The organism is Vreelandella hamiltonii (assembly GCF_014651795.1).
In the GTDB taxonomy this organism is placed as follows: domain Bacteria; phylum Pseudomonadota; class Gammaproteobacteria; order Pseudomonadales; family Halomonadaceae; genus Vreelandella; species Vreelandella hamiltonii.
Genome location: NZ_BMXO01000013.1, coordinates 1 through 22,738, shown reverse-complemented (window position 1 = coordinate 22,738; position 22,738 = coordinate 1). Strand labels below are relative to the sequence as shown.

General features: G+C 65.4%; 19 protein-coding genes and 1 riboswitch. Of the genes, 6 read left to right on the top strand and 13 right to left on the bottom strand.

Annotated features, from left to right (window positions below; translation table 11 throughout):
• Positions 1-4: 4 nt before the first annotated feature.
• The 12 genes from IE061_RS13020 to IE061_RS12965 all read right to left on the bottom strand — a co-directional run bounded on the left by IE061_RS13020 (position 5) and on the right by IE061_RS12965 (position 12,010).
• Positions 5-793 (bottom strand): ABC transporter ATP-binding protein, encoded by a 789-nt coding sequence (locus IE061_RS13020; protein WP_193461795.1) that lies wholly within the window; start codon positions 791-793, stop codon positions 5-7.
• The gene (locus IE061_RS13015; protein WP_193461794.1) at positions 793-1,764 is read right to left on the bottom strand and encodes a FecCD family ABC transporter permease; all 972 of its coding nucleotides are present in this window, start codon (positions 1,762-1,764) and stop codon (positions 793-795) included. Before IE061_RS13015 ends, IE061_RS13020 begins: the two co-directional genes overlap by 1 nt.
• Complete coding sequence (locus IE061_RS13010; RefSeq protein WP_193461837.1) at positions 1,764-2,621, bottom strand: cobalamin-binding protein; 858 nt, start codon at positions 2,619-2,621, stop codon at positions 1,764-1,766. The genes IE061_RS13015 and IE061_RS13010 overlap by 1 nt, the downstream gene beginning before the upstream one ends.
• 40 nt (positions 2,622-2,661) lie before the next feature.
• A complete protein-coding gene (locus IE061_RS13005) occupies positions 2,662-4,467 on the bottom strand; it encodes a TonB-dependent receptor domain-containing protein (RefSeq protein WP_193461793.1) in 1,806 nt (601 codons plus the stop codon).
• A 144-nt stretch (positions 4,468-4,611) separates the two neighbouring features.
• Positions 4,612-4,848: riboswitch (cobalamin riboswitch) on the bottom strand.
• A gap of 85 nt (positions 4,849-4,933) precedes the next feature.
• Positions 4,934-5,371 (bottom strand): bifunctional adenosylcobinamide kinase/adenosylcobinamide-phosphate guanylyltransferase, encoded by a 438-nt coding sequence (locus IE061_RS13000; RefSeq protein ID WP_096922782.1) that lies wholly within the window; start codon positions 5,369-5,371, stop codon positions 4,934-4,936.
• Entirely contained in the window at positions 5,323-5,976 is a 654-nt protein-coding gene (locus IE061_RS12995) for a histidine phosphatase family protein (protein ID WP_193461792.1), read from the bottom strand. Before IE061_RS12995 ends, IE061_RS13000 begins: the two co-directional genes overlap by 49 nt.
• Entirely contained in the window at positions 5,928-6,689 is a 762-nt protein-coding gene (locus IE061_RS12990) for an adenosylcobinamide-GDP ribazoletransferase (protein ID WP_193461791.1), read from the bottom strand. Before IE061_RS12990 ends, IE061_RS12995 begins: the two co-directional genes overlap by 49 nt.
• Complete coding sequence (locus IE061_RS12985) at positions 6,686-7,234, bottom strand: bifunctional adenosylcobinamide kinase/adenosylcobinamide-phosphate guanylyltransferase (protein ID WP_081135024.1); 549 nt, start codon at positions 7,232-7,234, stop codon at positions 6,686-6,688. The genes IE061_RS12990 and IE061_RS12985 overlap by 4 nt, the downstream gene beginning before the upstream one ends.
• Positions 7,218-8,330, bottom strand: a complete 1,113-nt coding sequence (cobD, locus tag IE061_RS12980) for a threonine-phosphate decarboxylase CobD (protein WP_193461790.1) — start codon at positions 8,328-8,330, stop codon at positions 7,218-7,220. The genes IE061_RS12985 and cobD overlap by 17 nt, the downstream gene beginning before the upstream one ends.
• Positions 8,330-9,337 (bottom strand): adenosylcobinamide-phosphate synthase CbiB, encoded by a 1,008-nt coding sequence (cbiB, locus tag IE061_RS12975; protein WP_193461789.1) that lies wholly within the window; start codon positions 9,335-9,337, stop codon positions 8,330-8,332. The genes cobD and cbiB overlap by 1 nt, the downstream gene beginning before the upstream one ends.
• Entirely contained in the window at positions 9,334-10,425 is a 1,092-nt protein-coding gene (cobT, locus tag IE061_RS12970; protein ID WP_193461788.1) for a nicotinate-nucleotide--dimethylbenzimidazole phosphoribosyltransferase, read from the bottom strand. The genes cbiB and cobT overlap by 4 nt, the downstream gene beginning before the upstream one ends.
• 109 nt (positions 10,426-10,534) lie before the next feature.
• On the bottom strand, positions 10,535-12,010 hold the full coding sequence (locus IE061_RS12965) for an efflux transporter outer membrane subunit (protein WP_096922777.1): 1,476 nt from the start codon (positions 12,008-12,010) through the stop codon (positions 10,535-10,537).
• A 148-nt stretch (positions 12,011-12,158) separates the two neighbouring features.
• On the opposite strand from IE061_RS12965, the gene IE061_RS12960 reads away from it, so the two are divergent.
• From IE061_RS12960 to IE061_RS12935, 6 genes are all read left to right on the top strand, one after another.
• Positions 12,159-13,235 (top strand): efflux RND transporter periplasmic adaptor subunit, encoded by a 1,077-nt coding sequence (locus IE061_RS12960; protein ID WP_081192001.1) that lies wholly within the window; start codon positions 12,159-12,161, stop codon positions 13,233-13,235.
• An 8-nt stretch (positions 13,236-13,243) separates the two neighbouring features.
• Entirely contained in the window at positions 13,244-16,366 is a 3,123-nt protein-coding gene (locus IE061_RS12955) for an efflux RND transporter permease subunit (protein WP_193461786.1), read from the top strand.
• Positions 16,367-16,567: 201 nt separating this feature from the next.
• Positions 16,568-18,469, top strand: a complete 1,902-nt coding sequence (gene edd, locus IE061_RS12950; protein WP_193461785.1) for a phosphogluconate dehydratase — start codon at positions 16,568-16,570, stop codon at positions 18,467-18,469.
• Positions 18,469-19,434 carry a glucokinase gene (glk, locus tag IE061_RS12945; protein WP_193461784.1) on the top strand — a complete coding sequence of 322 codons (966 nt, stop codon included), beginning with the start codon at positions 18,469-18,471 and terminating at the stop codon, positions 19,432-19,434. The genes edd and glk overlap by 1 nt, the downstream gene beginning before the upstream one ends.
• Positions 19,435-19,451: 17 nt before the next feature.
• Positions 19,452-19,940, top strand: coding sequence for an aldo/keto reductase (locus tag IE061_RS12940; protein ID WP_230478466.1), 489 nt, complete (start codon positions 19,452-19,454; stop codon positions 19,938-19,940).
• Between the two features lie 16 nt (positions 19,941-19,956).
• Complete coding sequence (locus IE061_RS12935; RefSeq protein WP_193461783.1) at positions 19,957-20,922, top strand: carbohydrate kinase family protein; 966 nt, start codon at positions 19,957-19,959, stop codon at positions 20,920-20,922.
• A 21-nt stretch (positions 20,923-20,943) separates the two neighbouring features.
• Here the strand turns inward: IE061_RS12935 and IE061_RS12930 are convergent, their stop codons facing one another.
• Complete coding sequence (locus IE061_RS12930; protein WP_230478465.1) at positions 20,944-22,362, bottom strand: glycoside hydrolase family 32 protein; 1,419 nt, start codon at positions 22,360-22,362, stop codon at positions 20,944-20,946.
• Between the last annotated feature and the right edge of the window lie 376 nt (positions 22,363-22,738).

The window sequence follows — 22,738 nt, the reverse complement described above, 5'->3', positions numbered from 1 at the left end:
TGAATCATTCATGATCGATCAATGGCGCTTGAATGGGCACGAACACCGGCGCGCCGTCCACCTCTACCGTGGCCAGCCGCTGGCGGTAGAGCCGCTCCAGCGCGCTGGGCACCAGCATGGTGTCCCGGGGGCCCCAGCAGGCTTCGCCGCTGGGGTAAAGCAGCAGAATGTGGTCACACCAGCGGGCGGCCAGGTTGAGGTCGTGCAGGCACATCATCACCGCGCTGCCCTGGGCGGCCTGTTCGGCCATCAGCGCCATCACCGCACTTTGATGGTGTAAATCCAGATGATTGGTGGGTTCATCGGCCAGCCAGAGGCTGGGGGCCTGGGTCAGTACCGTGGCCATGGCCACCCGCTGGCGTTCGCCGCCGGAAAGCGTATTCACCAGGCGGTCGCGCAGGTGGGCCACGTCCAGCGCGGCCAGCGCGGCCTCGGCGCGGGCGTAGTCGTCGGCACCTTCCCGCTGCCACAGGGAAAGGTAGGGGTGGCGGCCTATCAGCGCGGTCTCCAGTACCGTGGCGGGAAAGCCGTCCAGCCGCTCCTGAAACACCAGCCCCAGCCGCTGGGCCACTTGTCGCCTGCGCAGCTGGCCAAGCGGCGTGTCGCCCAGCAGCACCTGCCCCGAGCGGGGGGCGTGAAGCCCGGCCAAAGTGTGCAGCAGCGTGGTCTTGCCCGCGCCGTTGGGGCCCAGCACGCCCCATACCTGCCCCGGCTCGATGGTGAGGTTCAGCGCGGTGCCTGAACGGCGCCCCGGCACGTCGATGATCAACTCCTGGGTGGCCAAGCGGGTCATCAGCGGCTCCGGTAGAGCAGAAAGAGGAACGTGGGCACGCCCAGCAGCGCGGTGATTACCCCCACGGGCAGCTGCTCCGGGGCAATCAAGGTGCGGGCCAGAGTGTCGGCCAGCACCAGCAGCGTGCCCCCGGCCAGGGCGCAGGCGGGCAGAATCAGCCGCTGGTCGTTGCCCAGCACCAGGCGCAGCATGTGCGGCACGATCAGCCCCACAAAGCCGATGCTGCCCGCGCTGGTCACGGCGGCGGCCGTGAGCAGGCTGGCGGCGATGTAGATGCTCCACTCCAGCGGGCGCACATCGACCCCCAGCGCGGCCGCCTGCTGGGGGCCTCGGGCCAGTACGTTCAGGCTGCGCCCCAGCGGCACCAGCACCAAGCAGGTCATCAGCAGCAGGAGCAGCGGCGGCCAGGGGGTGCGGGAGTAGGAAAGGTCGCCCATCAGCCAGTAGAGCATGCCGGGCAGCCGCTCGGCGGGGCTCAGCGCCAGCATCAGGGTAATCACCGCGCCCCAACCGGCGGCCACCACCACGCCGGTCAGCAGCAACCGGGAAGGAGTCCAGCCGCCCCGGCCATGGGCCAGGCCAAACACCAGCAGCGTCGATACCAGCGCCCCCACGAATGCAGAACCGGAGACCAACAGGCCGCCCAGGCCCGCCAACATGGCCGCCAAGGCACCAATCGAGGCGCCGCCGGAAAGCCCAAGCACGTAGGGGTCGGCCAGCGGGTTACGCAGCAGCACCTGCATCAGCGCCCCGGCCACGGCCAGCAGCCCGCCCACCGCAAAGGCCGAGAGCGCCCTTGGCAGGCGCAGCTCCACCACCAGGGTGCGCGCCAGCGCATCGCCCTGCCCCTGAACCACGCCCCAGAGCTGAGCCATGGAAAGCGAGGCGCTGCCCACCGTCAGCGAAAACAGCAGCGCCGCCACGGCCATCAGGGCCAGCAGGCCAAGGGGTGTCCTGCGGCGCAGCGGCATCAGGCGTCCTCGCGCTTCTGGCGCGCCTGGTCGAGTTTGTCGCACAGCAGCTGTGTGCCTTCCAGCAGTCGCGGGGTGGGCCGCTGGATCAGTGAAGGCGGTACAAAGTAGAGGTTCTCCTTGGCCACCGCGTCCAGGTGGGGGTATTGCTCCCAGTGGGTCAGCCAGTGGCGGTTCTCTTCGCCCATGCCGCCCGCGATGATGGCTTCCGGGTTGGCGGCCAGCACGGCTTCGTCATCCAGTCTGGGCACCAGCCGTTCCAGCCCGCCAAACACGTTCTCGCCGCCGCACAGGGTCACCACCTGGCCAATCAGATGTTCGTCACTGACGCCCATCAGCGGTTCGTCCCACACCTGGTAAAAGGTGGGTACCGGGTCGCGTTCGCGGTAGCGCGCGGTGAGCGCGGCCATGCCGTCTCGGAACTCGCTGGCCGCCTGTCGCCCTATTGGCTCGGTACCGGCCAGCCGGGCGAGTCGTTCGATGGTGTGGGCGACGGCTTCCACGCTGCGCGGCTCGATGTAGAACACCGGCATGCCCAGCGCTTCCAGGGTCTCCATCTGCTCGGCGGGGTTGCCGGTCACCCAGCCGATGACCAGGTCCGGCGCTAGCCCCACCAGCGCTTCCAGATCGATGCGCGTGTGGCTGCCTACCGAGGCCACCTGTTTGGCTTCCGGGGGGTAGTCGCTGTAGCTCACCACCGCCACCACCTGATCCCCCGCCCCGGCGGCCCAGGTCAGCTCAGTGGCCCCCGGCGAGAGCGTGGCGATACGGTTGGCAGAGGCGTGCAGGCACACCTCTCGGTCGCGATCATCCACCGCGCAGCGTGAATGGTCATGCCCCTGGGCGGCGGCCGCCATGAACGAAAACGCGAGGCCCAGGGCCCCGCGTGTCAGTGTGTCATTGGCCAAAGTGAACACTCAGGAACCCTGCCCGGCCAGCGTTGATGTAGTCGGCACCGTCGAAGGAGCGCGTGGTGGTGTACTCCTGGTCCAGCACGTTCTCCAACGTCACCCGGGCGCTCCACAGCGGCGCAAACTGCCAACCGGCGCGCAGGTTCACCAGGCCGTAGCCACTCAGGCGGTCCTGATTGGCGGCATCCCGATAGCGGTGGTTCTGGGCCAGCCAGGAGCCGCCCACCGACCACTCGCCCAGCTCACGGTCGATGTCCAGACGCAGGCTTTGGGAAGCGCGGTTTTGCAGGCGCATGCCGGTCAGGCGATTCTCCGGGTCGGTGTAGGTGAGCGCCGCCGCCAGCGTCCAGGCGTCGAGTTCGAGCCCAGCGCTCAGCTCGGCTCCCCGAATACGGCTTTCCGGCACGTTGAACTGCAGCCCCTGCCCCGCAATCAGGTTGTCGATGTCGGTCTGGTACAGCGCCGCATCCCAGAACCACTGGGCATACTGGCCGCGTAGCCCAGCCTCGACGGTATGTGACGTTTCCGCTTCCAGATCGGGATTGCCGAAGCCAGGGAAGTAGAGCTGGTTGTAGGTGGGCGCATTGAACGCCGTGCCGTAGCTGGCGCGCAGGGTGTGGTGGTCGTCCAGCTGGTAGCCCAGCCCCAGGCTGCCGGTCACTTCCTCGCCGTAGGATTCGTTATCGTCGAAGCGCAGGCTCGCCTGTACCAGCAGCGGGGAGAAGTCCAGCAGGGCCTGGGTGAACACGGCGGCATTGCTGCAGCTGGTTTCATCGTAGGCGGTGGTGCTGTCTACCCGGTCTTCGCTGTACTCGGCTCCGGCCACCAGCTCATGGGCCCCTGCGGTGAAAGTGTTTTCCCAGCGGGCAGCGCGGATCCTGGTATTAAAGGCAGACTCGCTGAAGCCATCGAAGTTATCGCTCTCATCGCGGGATTCGCTGAGCGTCAGGCGGCTACGCCAGCTGTCTGTCAGCGGCAGCTCGCCATATACCCCGGCCACCTGCTGCACGAAGTCGTTCTCGCCGCCGTCGTATTCGTTATGGCCACGGGCACGCAGGGCCAGCACGCCCGCTTCGGCACCGTTATCGAAGGTATGCGATACCCGCGCCAGCGCCGAGGTGTTGTCGTACCCCTTGTCGTCGCCATCGCGGCGCACGGGCTGGCCATCGGTGGTGAAGTGGCTACCGGCAAAGCTGTAGCGGGTGCCGCCTTCTCGGCCGCTGATACCCGCGCTGAGCCGCTGGGTGTTGAACGAGCCACCGCCTGCGGAAATACGCGGCTGCGGGCCTTCCTCACGCCCTTCGGGGGTAAACAGTTGAATGACGCCACCCATGGCATCGGCACCGTAGAGGCTGCCACGGGGGCCGCGCACGACTTCGACGCGGTCGAACATGCGTGGTTCCAGGTACTGCCAGGCCGCGCCGCCGCTGGTGGCCGAACGTAAGCGAATGCCGTCGATCAGCAGCACGTTCTGGGCGCTGCCGGTGCCGCGCAGAAAGACGCTGCTGTTCTTGCCGAAGCTGCCGTTGCTGGAAACGTCCACGCCCGGCTGGCCGCGCAGCAGGTCCGTGATGCTCACCGGGTCCTGGCGGCGAAGCGTCGCTTCATCCAGAACGGTGACCGAAGAGAGACTTTCGTTGGCAGTACGCGGTGCCAGCGCCGCCGTCACGACGACAGGATTGAGCGTATCGTGACTGGCCGAGGCCTGCTGCTGCGCCTGCGCATGAACGGCCATGGGCACGGCGGCCATGGCAAATGCCGCCAGCGTGGCGGTAGAAGATAAACGTTGCATGATGGATCCCTTGCGCACTGTGCTCACCCGCACAGCGTGTTTTTTAGTGGCCGGCGCAGGCGCACACGCAAGGCAGGCAAGCTGCGTTGGCAGCCCACCCTACACCCTGCACATGCCCACCGCATGCCGGTAATCCGTGGCTTTTTCAGCCGTCACTCCTGGGCCGGTCTCCGGGCTGACGAGCGAAAGGAGACGCTTTTTTCAAGCGCCGACCCTTTCCGAACGACCACCTTCCCATGCCTGAGCACAGTGGCGTCCTGGCCGTTCTTGTCTCGATCACCGTTGCGGGGGCAGCGTTGGATTGACGCAGTCGCGTTCACCAACTTCCCGTTTAACTGAGGGCGAAGGGTCGCCATCAGCACCTAAGAGTGCGCGTAAACTAGCAACTTGCGCTAATCAGGTCAATTTTGGCCAGGCGGGGCGTGCTGCACTATGTCGGACTTTATGCCGTGCTTTATGCCGTGCTTTATGCCGTGCTTTTCAGCGCTTGCACGAGCCCATGGCGCACGTACCACACCTGGCTTGCCTGGGCGGCGGCGTCCTGGGTGAACCAACCGCTGAGGTCCCTCAGGCGGCGCTGGTCCCGGGCCATGGGCACCAGGCCTCGGCCCAGCTCGTTGGCAATCACCACCAGGGTGGCCTGCTGGCCTGCCGCTGCCTCGTCCAGGCGCTGCAGATCTTCGCGCCAGTGGGCGCGCCATTCGTCGCTGCTGAAGTCGGAGTGAATGGCCGCCGAGAGCCATTCGAACAGGCCATGCAGCACCAGCGGAGTGCCGGGGTGCATGACGTGGGACACTTCCTGCAAGCGCTGGCCCGGCGCCAGGCGCCACCACACCGCGCCGGGAAAGCGCTGTTTTACTGCGTCTCGCTTGCCTGCGCTGGCACCGCCGATGAACAGTTGCATTGCCACTCTCCTTTGCCTGCATCGTTGGGCTGATAGGTCAGCTGCCAGCGACGGCCCTGGGCCTGATGGACGATGCCCGCCCAGAAATCCAGCGTTTCGAACCGGCGGCGCAGCTCACGAATCACCCCGCCGTGGGTCACCACCAGCACCTTGCGATGGCCCTGTTCGCGCGCCTGTTGCGCCACCTCTTCCAGCCAGGCATCGAGGCGCTCGCGCAGCTGGCCAGACGACTCACCGCCGGGTATCTGCAGCTCGCCCGCGCTGTCTATCCAGGCGCGGTAGTGCGGCAGCTCCTTGAGTTCATCGTAAACCTTTCCTTCGTACTCGCCAAAATCCAGCTCTCGCAAGCGCGGCTCCCGGTACACCGGCATGCCGGGCCTGGCCGCCTGTGACCACGCCAGGGTTTCCTGGCAGCGGCCCAGGTCACTGGCATGAATGGCATCGAAACGCTCGCTTGCCAAGGCGTCACGCAGGGCCAGCAGGCCCGCTTCCGCGTCCGGGAACAGCAGTGGAATGTCGCGCTGCCCCTGGTACCGACGCTCCAGATTCCAGGACGTTATACCGTGGCGAACTGCCACCAGCTCCACATCAAGACCAGTAGCCAAAGCTCTCCTCCTTCGATAGTGGCACCCACCATGTCACCGTTGATGCCGTGAAATAAGCGCAGCAGCGCCTGACGCATCAGCACGACCCACAAGGCCGTGGCCACCAGCCAGACCCACAGCCCCGGCATGAACAGTGCCCCGACCAGCAGCGGCAGCAGGGCCAGCACCACGTCCCTTCGGCCCAGCGACTGCTGCCAGCTAAAGGCCAGGCCGCTGGGCTGGGCACAGGGCGTCAGCACCAGCAGGGCCACCCCCGCCAGCCGACCCAGCGCGGGGGCCACCGCCAGCCAGCCAAGCGGCGCCTGATAGTGCACCAGCGCCCATAGCAGCACCCCTTTCCAGGCCAGCAGAAACACCAGCGCCAGCATGCCAAAACTACCCACCACCGGGTCTTTCATGATCTCCCATCGGCGGGCCACGGGCTGGTTGCTGCCCAGCGCATCGGCCAGGTCCATCACGCCATCCAGGTGCAGGCCACCGGAAATGGCCACCCACAGGCTAAGCAGCACCAGCGCCGTGATGGGCGATGGGGTTTGCCACTGGCCCAACAGCAGGGCGACACAGGCTAGCAGCGCTCCCACCATCAGGCCCACCAGCGGGTAGGCGCGAATGGCCCAGCGCCGGGTGGCCGGTGTCCAGGGGCAGGCAACGGGGATCGGCAGGCGCGTCAGAAACTGCAGCGCCAGCAGCATGCCGTACAGGGCGTGTTTCATGGTGCGCCAGCCGCCTTCCATTCGATGGACTGCCCGGCCACCACCTCCACCACCCGGTCGGCCTGAGCCGCCAGCCAGCGGTGCAACCTTTGCAGGAATTCCACGTAGCGCCACACCTCTGCCGAGGCAGGCAAGGGCGCTTCGTTGAGATCGTTGGAGACCACCACCAGCGTCACCCCCCGGCGGCGGGCATCGTGAAGCGCACGCACCAACAGTGCAAAGGCTTCCGTTTCACTGACCGGGGCGGCGTCCTCCTGGGTATTGAACATCACCTGGCTGGCCCAGAGGGTCAGGCAGTCCAACAGGGCGGCATGGCCGTTGGGCACCTGGGCCACGGCCTGTTCGATGTTGAGCGGGGCTTCCAGGGTGACCCAGTGGTTGGCGCGGCGGGCCTGATGATGGCCTACCCGTTCGGCCATTTCGCTGTCGTAGATATCGGCGGTGGCCACGTAGTAACACGTCTTGCCGTCGGCGTATTGCTGAACACACTGCTCCGCCACCAGGCTCTTGCCCGACCGAGCCCCTCCACTAACAAAGACAATCATTCAGCACCTTTAACAACCGATCATTGGTCACACCATCGCGCAGTGCCAGCCTTAGCCAACCACCCTTCAAGCCAGCAAAACCATGGGTATGTCGCGCCAGCATACCTTGGTGAAGCAGGCGTTCAAGCAGCACGATACTGGAAATGCCCCGCTGCCGCTGGGCGGCCCCAGGCCGCAACAGATGAAAGCAGCTGTGGCTGGGCACCACCTCCAGCCCCAGCGCGGCCAGGGCAGCGCCCATGCGCGGCTGCTCACCGGCCAACCACTGGTGGGTACGCCGGGCAAAGCCCTCATCCGCCAGTAGCGGCGGCACCAGTTCGGCGGCCAGATGATTGACGCTCCAGGGCGGTTGCTGCGCCTGAAGCTGGCCGATACGCCCCTCATCGGCCAGCACGTAGCCCAGCCGCAGGCCCGGCAGGGTAAAGAATTTGGTCATGGAGCGCAGCAGGATCAACGCCGGGTAGCGTTGGAGCAGCGGGGTCAGCGGTGTAGCTTCCAGCGCCAGGTCGATAAAGGCTTCATCCACCACCAGCGAGGCCCCCGGTTTCAAGGCGTCCAGCAGCGCCTCGATAAGCGCCACGGGCAGCAGCGTGCCGGTGGGGTTGTTGGGGCGACAGACGAACACAACATCAGCGCTGGCCGCCGCCTGCAGCAACGCGGCCTCGGGCGGGTCGAAGGTGCCCGGCAACAGGCCAAGCTCGCTGATGCGCACACCGTGGGCGTTGCAGGCCCGGGCGTACTCGCCAAAGGTGGGGGTGACGATCAGCGCCTGCTGGCCAGCGTGGTGCGCCGCCGCCAGAAAGATGGCTTCCGCGCCGCCATTGGTGAGCAGTACCTGCCCCGGCTCCACGCCTGCGTGTTCGGCAATCGCCTGCCTGGCGGCGCGGTAGTCCGGTTCGGGGTAGCGGCCCAGCCCAGCCAGGCGTTGGGCCAGGTAGCCGGTTACCCAGTCGGGCGGGCCCAGCGGGTTCAGGTTGGCGCTGATATCTTCCAGCGGGTGGTCGGCAGGCAGGCCAAAGCGCTGCAGCAGCGCGGCGGCCTGGCCACCGTGGCTTGGCCAATGGTCGAGGGGAAGGTTGCCGGGCTGGTCGCGCATCACCCGGCCACCGTAGCCATCACGAGGCACAGCTGCAGGAAGAACAGCAGCAGGAAGAACATCAACCAGGCCCCGTGCATCAGCCAAATCGTGGTAGTGATGTGGCTGGCTTTCAGTAAATCATGGGCGGTGCCCAGCGTGGCCCGGTGTGATACTTGCCCCTGGTAGACGTTGGTGCCGCCCAACTGGACGCCCAGCAAATTCGCCACCATTGCCTCGGGCCAGCCCGCGTTGGGGCTTGGGTGGCGGGGTGCTTCGCGCCAGGTGGCCGCCAGGGCGCCCCGCCAGCGCAGAGGTGAGCGGTGAAACACCCCATACAGCACGCCCGCCAGCCACAGGCACAGGGCGGTCAGCCGGGCAGGCAGCCAGTTGGCCAGGTCGTCCAGCCTGGCCGAGGCGTAGCCGAAGTCGCCGTAGCGCTCGTTCCGGTAGCCCACCATGGAGTCCAGCGTATTGACGGCCTTGTAGGCCAGCGCCAGCGGCGCGCCCCCCAGCAGCGCAAACAGCAGCGGCGAGGTAATGCCATCGACGGTGTTTTCCGCCACGGTTTCCACCGCGCCTCGGGTAATCTCGGCTTCATCCAGGGCCTGGGTATCACGCCCCACCACTCTGGAAAGCGCCTGCCGCGCGCCGGGCAAGTCGCCCTGCCGCAACGGGGCGGCAATGGCCCGCCCGGCATCCGCTAGCCCCTTGATGGCCAGCGTGGTGGCCAGCAGCCAAAGCTCGGCGGCCAGCCCCAGCCAGGGGTGCACCCACGACAACAGCGCAAGCCCCAGCCAGGCCACCGAAAAGGTGCCCAGCACCACCACCAGGGTAAGGCACCCGCCCAACAGGCGCCGCCGCTGGGGGCTGCCGTGGTTACAGCGGTGCTCCAGGGCGCTAATCGCCTTGCCGATGATCACCACCGGGTGGGGCAGCGCGCGCGGGTCCCCCACGATCAAATCGATGACGATGGCCAGCGCGACCCATCCGGCCAGAGCGGGCAGGCTCAGCAAGTCGAGGCTCATGGTGCCTTGCCACTCACCCCCGCCTGGGAGAACGTGGCCATGTCACTGAGCATGGCGGCAGCAGCCTGTAGCAGCGGGTAAGCTAGCGCCGCCCCGCTGCCCTCGCCCAGGCGCATTTCCAGGGCCAGCAGCGGCTGCGCCGCCAGGGCTTCCAGCGCCAGGGCGTGGCCCGGCTCCGCCGAACGGTGGCCAAACACCAGGTAGTCGCGCAGTGCTGGGGCCATGCGGCAGGCGGTCAGGGCCGCCACCGTGGCAATGAAGCCATCCACCACCGCGGGCAGGCGGTAGGCCGCCGCCGCCAGGTACGCGCCCGCCATGGCGGCGATTTCCAGGCCGCCCAGCTTGCACAACACCTCCAGAGGGTCATCAGGATTCGCCTGGCGATTGGCCAGCGCCCGTTCGATGACCGCCGCCTTGTGGGCCTGCTGGGTGCTGTCGATGCCGGTGCCCGCCCCCACCACCTGGGCGGCAGGCACCCCTAGCAAGGCCGCCAGCATGGCGCTGCTGGCGGTGGTGTTGGCGATACCCATTTCGCCCACGATGAGCCCATTGGCCCCCGCCTTTACGGCCCGCTCGACCGCTGCCATGCCGGCCTGCAGGGCCTGGCGCGCGTCGTCCAGCGGCATGGCGTCGTGGTGCAGCATGTTGGCCGTGCCCGAACGCACGCGGGCATCGGTGGCTCCCGGCAGCGGTCGCGGCGACGCCACCCCGACATCCACCACGTCCACCCGAGCGCCCAGCTGGCGGGCAAACACGTTGATGGCCGCGCCCTGCTGAACGAAGTTGGCGACCATCTGCGCGGTCACCTCCTGGGGAAACGCCGACACGCCTTCAGCGGCCACGCCGTGGTCGGCGGCAAACACCACCACGGTGGGGCTATCCACCCGAGGGCGGGCGCTGCCTGTGATAGCGCTGAGCTGAATCGCCAGCGCTTCGAGCCTGCCCAGGCTGCCGGGCGGCTTGGTCAAAGTGTCAAGGTAGGCACGGGTGCGCTCAGCGGCGGCGGCATCGACGGGGCCGATGTCGGGCAGCCAGGGGTAAGCGGCAAGGGACTCAGAAGCGGCAGCAGAGGACGCGCAGGGAGGCATGGCAGCTCCAGTGGCAGCAAAACCAGAGATGAAGTGATCGCAAGCGCAGCATGGTAACAGATGCGGGCGGCCAACGGAGCCGCCCGGGCTGTGGTTACCTTACCGGCAATCAGTAAACGGGGGTTTCCTGCCAGCCACCGCCCAGCGCCTTGAACAGCGTGGCCGTGGCCGCCAGCTGTTCACGGCGCGCATCGGCCTGGGCCAAACGGGCCGAGAGCAGGTTGCGTTCGGCGTCCAAGCGCTCCAGCTGGCTCACCTGCCCCTGGTCGTACATCAGCACGGCCAGCTCCCGGGTACGGGCAACGGCCTCCAGCTGTTCGTCGATGGCGGCCAGCCGTCGCTCGCTGAAGTCGTAGCTGTAGAGCGCATCGCGCACTTCGTTGAAAGCGGTCAGCACGGTCAGGCGATACTGCGCTTCGGCCTGTTCGGCCAGCGCTTCGGCGCTTTCCACCCCGGACTGGCTACGGCCGAAGTCGAACAGCGGCCCCATCACCGAGGCCCCGACGCCCCAAGTGCGGGCCACATCGCTGAACAGATCACTGGTGCTGGCGGCCGTAGTGCCCAAAAAGGAACTGAGATTGAGCGACGGCAGGCGGTTGGCCTCGGCCACGCCGATCTGGGCGGTGGCCGCAATCAGCGCCGCTTCTGCCGAGCGAATATCGGGCCTGCGCTGGAGCATCGCCGACGGCATCACGGCAGGTATGCCCACCGGCTGGGCCAGGTCATCCAGCCGCGACGTGCCGGTGTCCAGGGTAGTCAGCAGCTCATCAGGGGACATGCCCACCAGCGTGCCCAGGGCCCCGCGCAGGGTTTCCACCTGCTGCTTGAGCGACGGCAGCTCTGCCTGCAGGTTGCGCCACTCGGCTTCGGCCTGGCGCAGTTCCAGTTCGCTGATGTCGCCATGCTCGAAGCGCAGCGCCTGAAGGCGATAGGTCTCCTGGTACGCGGCCAGGGTCTCTTCCATCAGCGCTTGCTGGGCTTCGGCACTTTTCAGGCTGACGTAGGTGGTGACCACGTCACCGATCACGCCCAGCTCGGCGGCGTCTCTGGCAAACAGGCTCTCCTGCAGGGCGGCCATGGCCGCAGCACGCTGGTTGGCCAGCCGCCCCCACAGGTCGATTTCATACTCCAGGCTGGCGGCCAGGGAGTACTGATTATTGGTGGAGGTCAGCAGCTCCTGCACGGGCTGAACATCGATGGGCAGCGCCGCCCCCGGGGTGCGCTCACGGTTGGCTTCGGCCTGATAACCCACGGTGGGAAAGCGCTCCGCATCGGCAAACCCCAGCTGAGCACGGGCCTCGCGGATGCGCCCCAACTGAATCGCCAGTTCGAGATTGTCTTCGCTGGCGCGCTCGACCAGCCGGTTCAACGCCGGGTCTTCGAAGCGCTGCCACCAGCGGTGCCAGTCGTCACGGGCCTGCTGCTCCAGGGTGATATGGGCAGGCCAGCTCTCCGGCAGCTCGATGTCGGGCGCTTGATACTCCGGGCCGACCGCACAGCCTGCCAGCAGCAAGGCCAGCGCCGAGGCAGTGGTGAACGGTTTGAGGCGGGGGCTCCACGGGCGATTCCTGTGCACGCTGATCATCCTTGCAGTTCGGGTGAATACCGATTTAGGGCGGCGTTTAACCAAACACCTGTTCGAAGTGGCTAAGAGTACCTATTATAGGAGACTAACGAAACAGGGGATACATCACACCACCGTGATCCCCCATTGACTTGCAGGGAGGCATTGAATGAGGTTCATCCGCAAGGGGAAGTGGCTACCCACTCTGGCCGGGTTGCTGGCATGCGTGACGTTATTGGCAGGTTGCAGAGACGCCGAAGAGCCCCCCGAGCCTCCGGCTCAGGTGGTCAAACTGTTTGAGACCGGCCAGCAGCAGGCCTTTTCGGGCCGTCGTTTCGTGGGTCGCGTCGATGCCGTGAGCACCGTCAATCTGGCCTTTCAGGTGGGCGGGCGCCTGACCACCTTTCCAGCCGTACAGGGCACCACGTTGGCCAAAGGCGAGCTGATCGCCCAGCTCGATCAAACCGATTACGCCTTGCAGGTGCGCGCCGCGGAAGCGGAATTGACCCAGGCCCGTCAGCATCTGCAGCGGCAGGAAAATCTGTATCGCCATAACGCCGTCTCCGCCTCGGTGCTGGAAGCGGCCCGCACTGATGCCGAGCTGGCCGCTACCCAGCTGGAGAGCGCCCGCCAGGAGCTGGCCTACACCTCATTGTACGCGCCCTTTGATGCGCTGATTGCCCGCCGCCTGGTGGAAAACCACACCACGCTGCCGCCCAATGCCGAAGTCGTCCGTATTCAGGACATCTCGGAGCTGCGCATTCGCATCAACGTGCCCGAAGCGCTGATGCAGCATCTCGATGGCGAACACGGTTTCAACGCCGAAGCCGAGATCGCCACGCTGCCCGGCGAGCGCATTGCGCTGGAGTACCGCGAACACATCACCGAGCCCGACGAGGTCGCCCAGACCTATCAGGTGGAGTTCGCGCCCGCCCAAGGCGAGCACCTGGTGGCGCTGCCCGGCACCACGGCCACCGTGTTCATCGAACCCGCCGAGCGGCTGGTGTCCGGGGTGATGATGATTCCAGCCAGCGCCCTGGACACCACCGAGAGCGGTGATTTTCGCGTGTGGGTCTACGACCCCGACGAGGGCACGGTATCGCCCCGGGAGGTCACCGTGGGTGAGCTGAGCGACGACGCCGTGATGCTGGTGGCAGGCGTTCAGCCTGGCGAGTCGATTGCGGCGGCCGGGGTACACCTGCTGCGCGACGGCATGCGCGTCAAACCGCTCAAAGCCGCGCTCTAGGAGGCCTTATGAATATCGCAAAGCTGTCCATAGAACGGCCTTTAAACACGTGGCTAATCGTCTTAATTTGCTTATTTGGTGGTTTGTGGGGATATAACGCCGTCGGCAAACTCGAAGACCCATCCTTCACCATCCCTAACGCGATTATTAATACGCCCTATCCTGGCGCCACCGCGACAGAAGTAGAAAATGAGGTCACCGAACGCCTTGAGCGCGCTATCCAGAAAATGGAGCAGATCGACGTCATCAAGTCGAAGTCGCTACCTGGGCGCTCGGAAATCCAGGTGGAAGTCCACTCCAGCTACAGCAGCCACGAACTGCCGCAAATCTGGGATGAGCTGCGCAACAAGATCAACGATGCCCAGGGCGACCTGCCCGAGGGGGTGCTGGGCTCCCAGGTCAACGACGATTTCGGTGAAGTGTACGGCCTTTTCTATGCGGTCACGGCCGATGGGCTCACCACGCGGGAGATCCGCGACATTTCGACGTTTCTTCAGCGCGAGCTGCTGGCAGTACCCGGCGTGGCCAGGGTGACCACCGCAGGCGAGCGGGAAGAGACCATCTACATCGACATCTCCAACGAGCGCCTGACCACCCTGGGCATTCCCATCAATCAGGTCATCAACACCATCCAGACCGAAAACGCCGTGGAAAACGCGGGCAGCCTGCGGGTAGGGGAACGCCAGGTGCGGCTGGTGGCGCGTAGCGACATCGACAGCACCGCGCTGATCGAAGCCATCCGCATCGGCCGCCCCGGCACCACCGAACAGGTGTCGCTGATGGATATCGCCACCGTCTACCGCGAGCCCAGCGACCAGCCCAACCAGCTGATTCGCTATAACGGCGAGGATGCCTTCACACTCGGCATTGCGGGCGCCGCCAACGACAACATCATCGAAGTGGGCGAAGCCGTCGAAGCCCGCATGGAAGAGCTGAAAAGCCGCCTGCCGCTGGGCGTAGAGCTACATCCTCTCTACGAACAGCACCATGTGGTCAACGATGCCATCAACGACTTCCTGCTCAACCTGGCCATGTCGGTGGCCATCGTGATCGGGGTGCTGTGCCTGGCCATGGGCTGGCGCATCGGCGTGGTGGTCGGCAGTACCCTGCTGCTCACCGTGCTGGGCACCCTGCTGTTCATGGGGCTGTTAAACATCGAGATGGAGCGTATCTCGCTGGGGGCGCTGATCATCGCCATGGGCATGCTGGTGGATAACGCCATCGTGGTCGCCGAAGGCATGGTCACCAACATCAAGCGCGGCCAGCGCGCCAAGGAGGCAGCCGGCAGCGCCGCCAAGCGTGCCCAGCTGCCGCTGCTGGGCGCCACGGTGATCGGCATCATGGCCTTTGCCGGTATTGGCCTGTCGGACGATGTCACCGGCGAATTTCTCTACTCGCTGTTCATGGTCATTCTGGTGTCCCTGATGCTGAGCTGGCTGCTGGCGATCACCGTCACCCCGCTGTTTGGCTACTACCTGCTGCGCCAAAAAGGCGACGACGAGGATCAGTCCGCTGACGAGCAGCAAGCAGGCGAGCGCCAGCACGAGAACGAGGAGAACGACGACGAGCCCAGCAAGCGCGAGCTGTACGGCGGCCTGCTCTATCGCGCCTATCGCCGGGTGCTGCTGTTGGCACTGCGCATACGCATCGTCACCGTCAGCGCGCTGGTGCTGATCACCGCCGTGTGCCTGTGGGCCTTCAGCCTGATACCCCAGTCGTTCTTTCCGGACTCCAACACGCCGCTGTTCTTCGTCAATGTGGAGCTGCCCCAGGGCACCGACATTCGCTCGACCGCCGACTACGCCGCCGATATCGAGGCGTATATCCTGGAGCAGGAGGACGTGGTATCGGTGGCCAGCTTCATCGGCCAGGGCGCTACCCGCTTCATGCTCACCTACGCTCCGGAGCAACCCAACACCGCCTATGCCCAGTTCATCGTGCGCACCGAAGACCTGGACGCCATTCCCGCGCTGGACCAGCGCTTCTACCGAGAGCTGAACGAAGCGTTTCCCAGCGCGCAGGTACGCACCCAGCGGCTGCAATTTGGCCCAGGCGATGGCGCGGACATCGAGGCGCGCTTTCAGGGGCCCTCCCCGGAAGTGCTGCGCTCGCTGGCCGACCAGGCCCAGCGCATCATGGCCGACAGCCCCTACCTGATCGACCAGCGCACCGACTGGCGTCAGCAGGAGTTGGTGGTGCGGCCGCGCATCAACGAGGAGCGCGCCCGCATTGCCGGGGTCAGCCGTGAAGACATCACCCAGACCCTGCAGTTTGCCTCGTCGGGCATTCGGGCAGGCACCTACCGTGAGGGCGAGCACCTGCTGCCCATCGTCGCCCGCCCCCCGGCGGCCGAGCGGGACGATGTGGCGCTGCTGGAAAACCGCAACGTGTGGAGCGCCGCGCAGCAGCGCTTCGTGCCCATCAGCCAGGTGGTCTCCTCCTTCGATACCGATAGCGAGGAAGCGCTGATTCAACGCCGCAACCGGGTGCGCACGCTAACCGTCGGGGCCGACCCCGCCGAGGGCTATACCGCCGCCCAGGCGTTCGACGGCATTCGCCAAGAGATCGAGGGCATGACGCTGCCACCGGGCTACCAGCTGAGCTGGGGAGGTGAACACGAGGATTCCGGCGATGCCCAGGAGGCGCTGGCCCAGCAGCTGCCCATCAGCCTGCTGGTGATGCTGCTGACCTCGATTTTGCTGTTTGGCAAGCTCAAGCAGCCGCTGATCATCTGGCTGGTGGTGCCCATGTCGGTGTGTGGCGTGGTGATTGGCCTACTGGTAACCGGCCTGCCCTTCTCGTTTACCGCGCTGCTGGGCATGCTCAGCCTGTCGGGCATGCTGATGAAAAACGCCATCGTGCTGGTGGATGAGATCGACGGGCAGATCAAGGAGGGCAAGGCGCGCTTTTCTGCACTGGTGGACGCCAGCGTCAGCCGCTTGCGGCCGGTCTTCCTGGCCGCTGGCACCACCATCCTTGGCATGCTGCCGCTGCTGGCCGACGCCTTCTTCAACAGCATGGCCGTGACCATCATGGGCGGCCTGGCGTTTGCCTCGCTGCTGACGCTGATTGCCGTGCCCACCCTGTATGCCATGCTGTTCCATATCAGCAGCGATGAGGTCGAGTCCTGAGCAGGCGCGTTCGGCCCATGAGCGCTTTTTGGCTATCATGGGCTGGACGCCGGGATCATCCGGCTCATCCTTTCGGGTAATAAAACTACAACTTAAGCTATAAATCGGCTTTTTATTGCCGTAAGGTCTCTATTATTGGCGCCATAAAATGTAAAATAACTACAAGATACTTTCACCGTCTCTACTCATGCAGAGGTTTCTATGCCTGGTTCAACGTCTGGTTCTACCCCCGCAGCCCTTCACCCCAAGGTCGCGGAAGTCACCCAACGCATTCGTGAACGCTCTGCCGAGCGCCGCGCCCTCTACGAGCGCCGCATGGCCGACCAGCACAAGCGTGGCGTGCATCGTGCCGAGCTCTCCTGCGGCAACCTGGCCCACGGCTTTGCTGCCTGTAGCCCCCAGGAAAAAGATGCCCTGAAGCTGATGAACAGCGCCAACCTGGGCATCATCTCGTCTTACAACGACATGCTGTCGGCCCACCAGCCGTTTGAAACCTTCCCGGAAACCATCAAGGCAGCGGCGCGGGCCATGGGTTCCACCGCGCAATTTGCGGGCGGCGTACCGGCCATGTGTGACGGCGTAACCCAGGGCCAGCCGGGCATGGAACTATCGCTGTTCTCCCGGGACCTGATTGCCATGGCCACGGCGGTGGGGCTGTCACACAACATGTTCGACGCCGCCATTTACCTGGGCGTGTGCGACAAGATCGTCCCGGGCCTGTTCATCGGTGCCGCGCGTTTCGGCCATCTGCCCGCCATGTTCGTACCCGCAGGCCCCATGCCCAGCGGCCTGCCGAACAAGGAGAAAGCGCGCATTCGCCAGCTGTATGCCGAAGGCAAGGTGGGCCGCGAAGAGCTGCTGCAGGCAGAGTCCGACTCTTACCACAGCCCCGGCACCTGCACCTTCTACGGCACCGCCAACTCCAACCAGCTGATGATGGAAGTGATGGGCCTGCACCTGCCGGGCACGTCGTTCGTGAACCCCGGCACCGAGATGCGCGAAGCGCTGACCCGCTACGCCACCGAACAGACCATTCGCAATACTGAAGCAGGCGGCGAGTACCGTCCGTTCTACAAGCAGATCGACGAGCGCGCCATCGTCAATGCCGTGGTCGGCCTGCTGGCCTCCGGCGGCTCGACCAACCACACCATGCACCTGATTGCCATGGCCGCGGCGGCGGGCATCACCCTGAACTGGGACGACTTCACCGACCTCTCGGCGGTGACCCCCAGCCTGATGAAGGTGTACCCCAACGGCCAGGCGGACATCAACCACTTCCAGGCCGCAGGCGGCATGAGCTACCTGTTCCGTGAACTGCTGGGCGCGGGCCTGCTCCACGGTGACATTCCCACCGTCTTCGGCACCGACCTGACCGCCTACACCCAGGAGCCCTTCCTGGAAGAGGGCAAAGTGGTCTGGCGCGAAGGCCCGGAGAAGAGCCTGGACGAAGAAGTGCTGCGCCCGGTCGCTACGCCCTTTGCCGCTACCGGCGGCCTGACCGTCATGAAAGGCAACCTGGGCCGTGGCGTGATCAAGGTCTCGGCGGTGGCCGAAGAGCACCGGGTGGTCGAAGCGCCGGTCAAGATCTTCGAAGACCAGAACGAAATGAAAGCCGCCTTCGAATCCGGCGAGCTGGACCGTGACGTGATTGTGGTGGTGCGCTTCCAGGGGCCCAAAGCCAACGGCATGCCCGAGCTGCACAAGCTCACCCCGTTTTTGGGGGTGTTGCAGGACCGTGGCTTCAAGGTCGCGCTGGTCACCGATGGCCGCATGTCCGGTGCGTCGGGCAAAGTGCCTGCGTCCATTCACATGAGCCCGGAAGCGCTGGACGGCGGCCCGCTGGCCAAGCTGCGCGACGGCGACGTGGTGCGCCTGGATGCCAATGCCGGCACCCTGGAAGCCAAGGTGGATGCCGCTACCTGGGCCGAGCGCCCGCTGGCCGTTGCCAATCTCGACCACTACCACGTCGGCCTGGGCCGCGAGCTGTTTGCAGGCTTCCGTCATCTCGCCATGCGCGGTGAAGAGGGAGCCGGTTCGCTGGGGGGATTCGAAGCCGATGACCTGGCCCGCCAGGAAGGTCAGATCTTTCAAGAGGACGCCTGATGCGACCGGCACTGATCGGTGATATTGGCGGCACCAACGCTCGCCTGGCGCTGGTAGCGCCTGGCGAGGTGACGCCCCACGATATCCTCAACCTGCCCTGCGCAGACTACCCCGGCGTGGTCGAGGCGATTCAGGATTACCTCGCCCGCGTGGGCGCGACCGGGGATAACGCCCCCGAGGAGGCCTGCCTGGCCTTCGCCTGCCCGGTGCACGCCGAGCGGGTGAAAATGACCAACAACCACTGGGACTTCATGAAAAGCGACGTCCAGCAGGCGCTGAACCTGTCGCTGTTCAAGGTCATCAATGACTTCACCGCCCAGGCGCTGGGCGTACCCCACGTGGGCGAAGACAACCTCGTCGAAGTGCAGCCCGGCGTCGCCCAGTCGCACTCGACCCGTCTGGTCATCGGCCCGGGCACCGGGCTAGGCGTGGCCGGGGTGTTTCCCGGCCAGCACGCCTGGATTCCGCTGCCCACCGAAGGCGGCCACGTCACCTTTGCGCCCACCGACACCACCGAGCGGGCGCTGCTGGATGTTTTCCTGCAGCGCCACCAGCGGGTCAGCGTCGAGCGCATCCTGTGCGGCCAGGGGCTGCTGGAACTCTATCAGGCCCACTGCACGCTGGAAGGCCAAGCGCCACGTTGCGAAACCCCAGCCGAGGTGACCCAGGCGGCCAATCAGGGTGACGCCCTGGCCACAGCCACCCTGCTGCGCTTTTTGAAAATCCTCGGCGACGTCTGCGGTGACGCCACCCTGACCATGGGCGCACGCGGCGGCGTGTATCTGTGCGGCGGCATTCTGCCCCGGCTGCTGGCGTGGCTACCTAAATGCGAGCTGCACGCCAGCTTCGTCAACAAGGGGCGCATGGGGGCGTACAACGCCGATATTCCGGTGTGGATCGTGACCCACCCGTGGACCGGCCTGCTGGGTGCCGCCGAAGCGCTGCATAACGAAGAAGTCTTTTAAACTGACGGAAACACGCCATGGCTGCTGTGACCTTTGACGTGCCGTTCGTACTCGGCATGATGCGCCTGCATGAAGCGCAAGAGATGCACCAGGCGAGCCAGCTGGCCGACTGGATCGAAGCCCGCCTGGAACAAGGCCTGCACTGGTTCGACCATGCCGATATTTACGGCAGCGGAGCTTGCGAAACGCTATTCGGCCAGGCGCTGCGTGCCCGCCCGGCGCTGGCCAAGCGGCTCCACGTGGTCACCAAAGCCAGCATTGCCAACGACAACCCGAGCGCGGGCGGTCAGTTGATGCAGGGCGAGGTCAGCCGCGTGCTGAACCGTTTGGCAGGCGAGCTCGTCAGCACCCCCGGCGCCGGTGGTGGGCAGCGTGAAAGCGGAGCGCATTGCCGATATGCTCAATGGCCCGGAAGCCCTGCCCCGAGAAGCCTGGTACGAACTGCTGGAGGCGGCCCGCGGCCACTGCGTCGCTTGACGCGCTTATTTCACATCCAATGCCAATAATGACAAGGAAAGACCTATGACGCCGGTGATTGCTTTCGGTGAAGCCCTGATTGACATGCTCTCCAGCCGCCTGGGCGACGACACGGGGCCAGAGACCTTCACCCCCTACGCAGGCGGCGCGCCAGCCAACGTGGCGGTGGCCTGCGCCCGGTTGAACGTACCCAGCCAGTTTCTGGGCATGGTCGGTGACGATACCTTTGGGCACTTCCTGATCCGTGAGCTACAAAGCCACGGCGTGGACACCCAAGGCGTGGTGCTGACCCGAGAGGCCCGCACGGCGCTGGCCTTCGTTTCCCGAGACAGCCATGGCGAGCGCACTTTCGACTTCTACCGCCCACCCGCCGCCGACCTGCTCTACCGCCTGGAGCACCTGCCCCACGGCGTGTTCGAGCAGCCTGCCATCGTGCACCTGTGCAGCAACAGCCTGACCGACCCGGAAATCGCCGACACCACCCTGGCCATTGCCGCCATGGCCAAGCGAGCGGGCTGCCTGGTAAGCGTGGATGCCAACCTGCGCCACAACCTGTGGGCGGACGGCTCGGCGGATGTGTGGCGGGTCACCGAGCTGATCGATAGCGCCGAACTGGTGAAGGTCTCGCTGGAAGAGCTGGACTACCTGCGCGGCAACCATCTCAGGGAGGCGTGGCTCGCCGAGCGTATGGCCGCCGGTGTGAAAGTCATCGTGATCACTGACGGCCCCCATGACGTGGTGCTGAAAGGCGTTGGTATCGAGCAGACCATCGCTCCACCCAGCGTGACGGCCGTAGACACCACCGCCGGCGGTGATGCCTTCATTGGCGGCCTGCTGGCGGAGCTTTCCCGGTTCGGCATCCGCGCCAACTGGCATCAGGACAGCGCGTTTCTCAGCCGCGCGGTGGATATTGCCTGCCGCTGTGGCGCCCATGCCGTGACCCGACCCGGCGCGTATGCCGCCCTGCCCACCCACGCCGATATCGAAGCCCTGCGCGGCTCCGCAGGCTAGCCCTCAGCGTCGCCGAGCAGTCTACTCGGCGACGCTCTGAGTGAGGCCTTCCATGATCGCCACCCGACCGCTGACCAGGTTCAGTGCGATCGGCTGACGGCGATGATCCACCAGGCTCACCTGGCTGATGCTGCGCTGCTCGGTGGCGCCCTCGATCAACATTTCCAGCGTTCCGTGATCGCACCACCAGAGGATCTTGACGGTCAATCCATCGACGCTGCCCGCCGCATGGTCGCAGGCGAAGTGCTCATCGAAGGCGGCCTGGCCGTTACTGCCCTGGCGCGCATAGTGCAGCGCCGTCTGCGTTTCGCCTGCCGACAGCCATAACTGCTGCTGGTAGCCCTGCTGCAGCGAGAGCGCCAGCCGCGTCCCCGGCTTCAGCGTCAGGGTCATCTGCCCTTGCACGGCCGTGCCTTCCGGCAGGGCGATACAGTGCTCCCCCACCGTTTGCAGCGAGCGAGGCGAGAGATGGCGGGGGGCGCCGAGCGCTCGAGCCGCCTCACGGGTGAAGCGCTGATATAAGCGCACGCCACGATGCGTTGCGCGCAGCGCAAGCTCCCTGGGCAGACTCATGGTGCCCCGCCAGCCCGCTTCAGAGGCATGGTTGGCGTACTGCCAATTGTTCAGCCACGCCAGCGCCAGCCGCCGCCCAGGGGTATTCGACCAGCTCTGCACCGCGTAGAAGTCCCGCCCTTCGTCCATCATCAGCACGCTATCCGGGGCGTTGTCATTGGTGAAACGCTGGCCGTCGAAATCACCCACGAAGTACTGGGTAAACGAGCCAAACGGGTTATCCGGCGTAGCACCAATGCCTACCACCAGCACCCAACGCGACGCGGGCTCATGGGGCTCGGCGCCTTCCACCGGTAGCTCGAACAGGTCCGGGCACTCCCAGGGGTGCTGGGTGTGCGCGCCCTCGCCCGCCCCAAAAGCGCTGGCAAACTGCCACGCCAGCAGGTTGGTCGAGGTATAAAAGTGAATCTCCTGCCCGCAGGCCAGCGCCATCACCCAGCGCTGGCGGGGGGCATGCCACACCACCTTGGGGTCGCGGAAATCCTTGAAACCGGGCGGCGGCAGGACGGGATCCCCCGCATAGCGCTGCCAGGTACGCCCCTTGTCGCGGCTGTACGCCAGGCACTGGGACTGCTGGTAATCCTGCGGGTCATCGGAGAGCACCTTGTGGCAGGTATAGAACGCCAACAGCCCAGGCTTGCCATCGAACAGCCCCGTGACATCGTGCTCATCCACCACGGCGCTGCCGGAAAAGCAGGCCCCTTCTTCATCGGGCGCCAGCGCAATGGGCAAATGCTGCCACCGGCACAGGTCACGGCTGACCGCATGCCCCCAGTGCATCGGCCCCCACTCGGTTCCCAAGGGGTGGTACTGATAAAACAGATGGTACTCGCCTTCGAAAAACACCAGCCCATTGGGATCGTTCATCCATCCCATCGGGGGAGTAAAATGCACCACAGGCCGCTGAGGCTCAAAATCCGCTAACGTCATGCTTAAACCTTAACTTAATCGTTTAAGTTAGCGTATCACGATGCTTGCTCTTAATCTTTCATCCAATAGCCTTACTGGCGACTATTGGCTGACTTGTTAAAATGTCAGACATTTAATAGACTTTTTCAAACTATTTCAAAGAGAGTTATCCATGTCGCTGAATGCTTTACCGCCTCACTCCGGCGGAGCCATCAATTTAGCGCGCCTGCTAGGGAGCGTTAACAATTAGGCCAGCCATATGACGGCGGATACAAGGTTGAGTAGCGACTGGTAGTTTCTCGCCAGTCGCTCATAGCGTGTTGCCAGCCGCCTG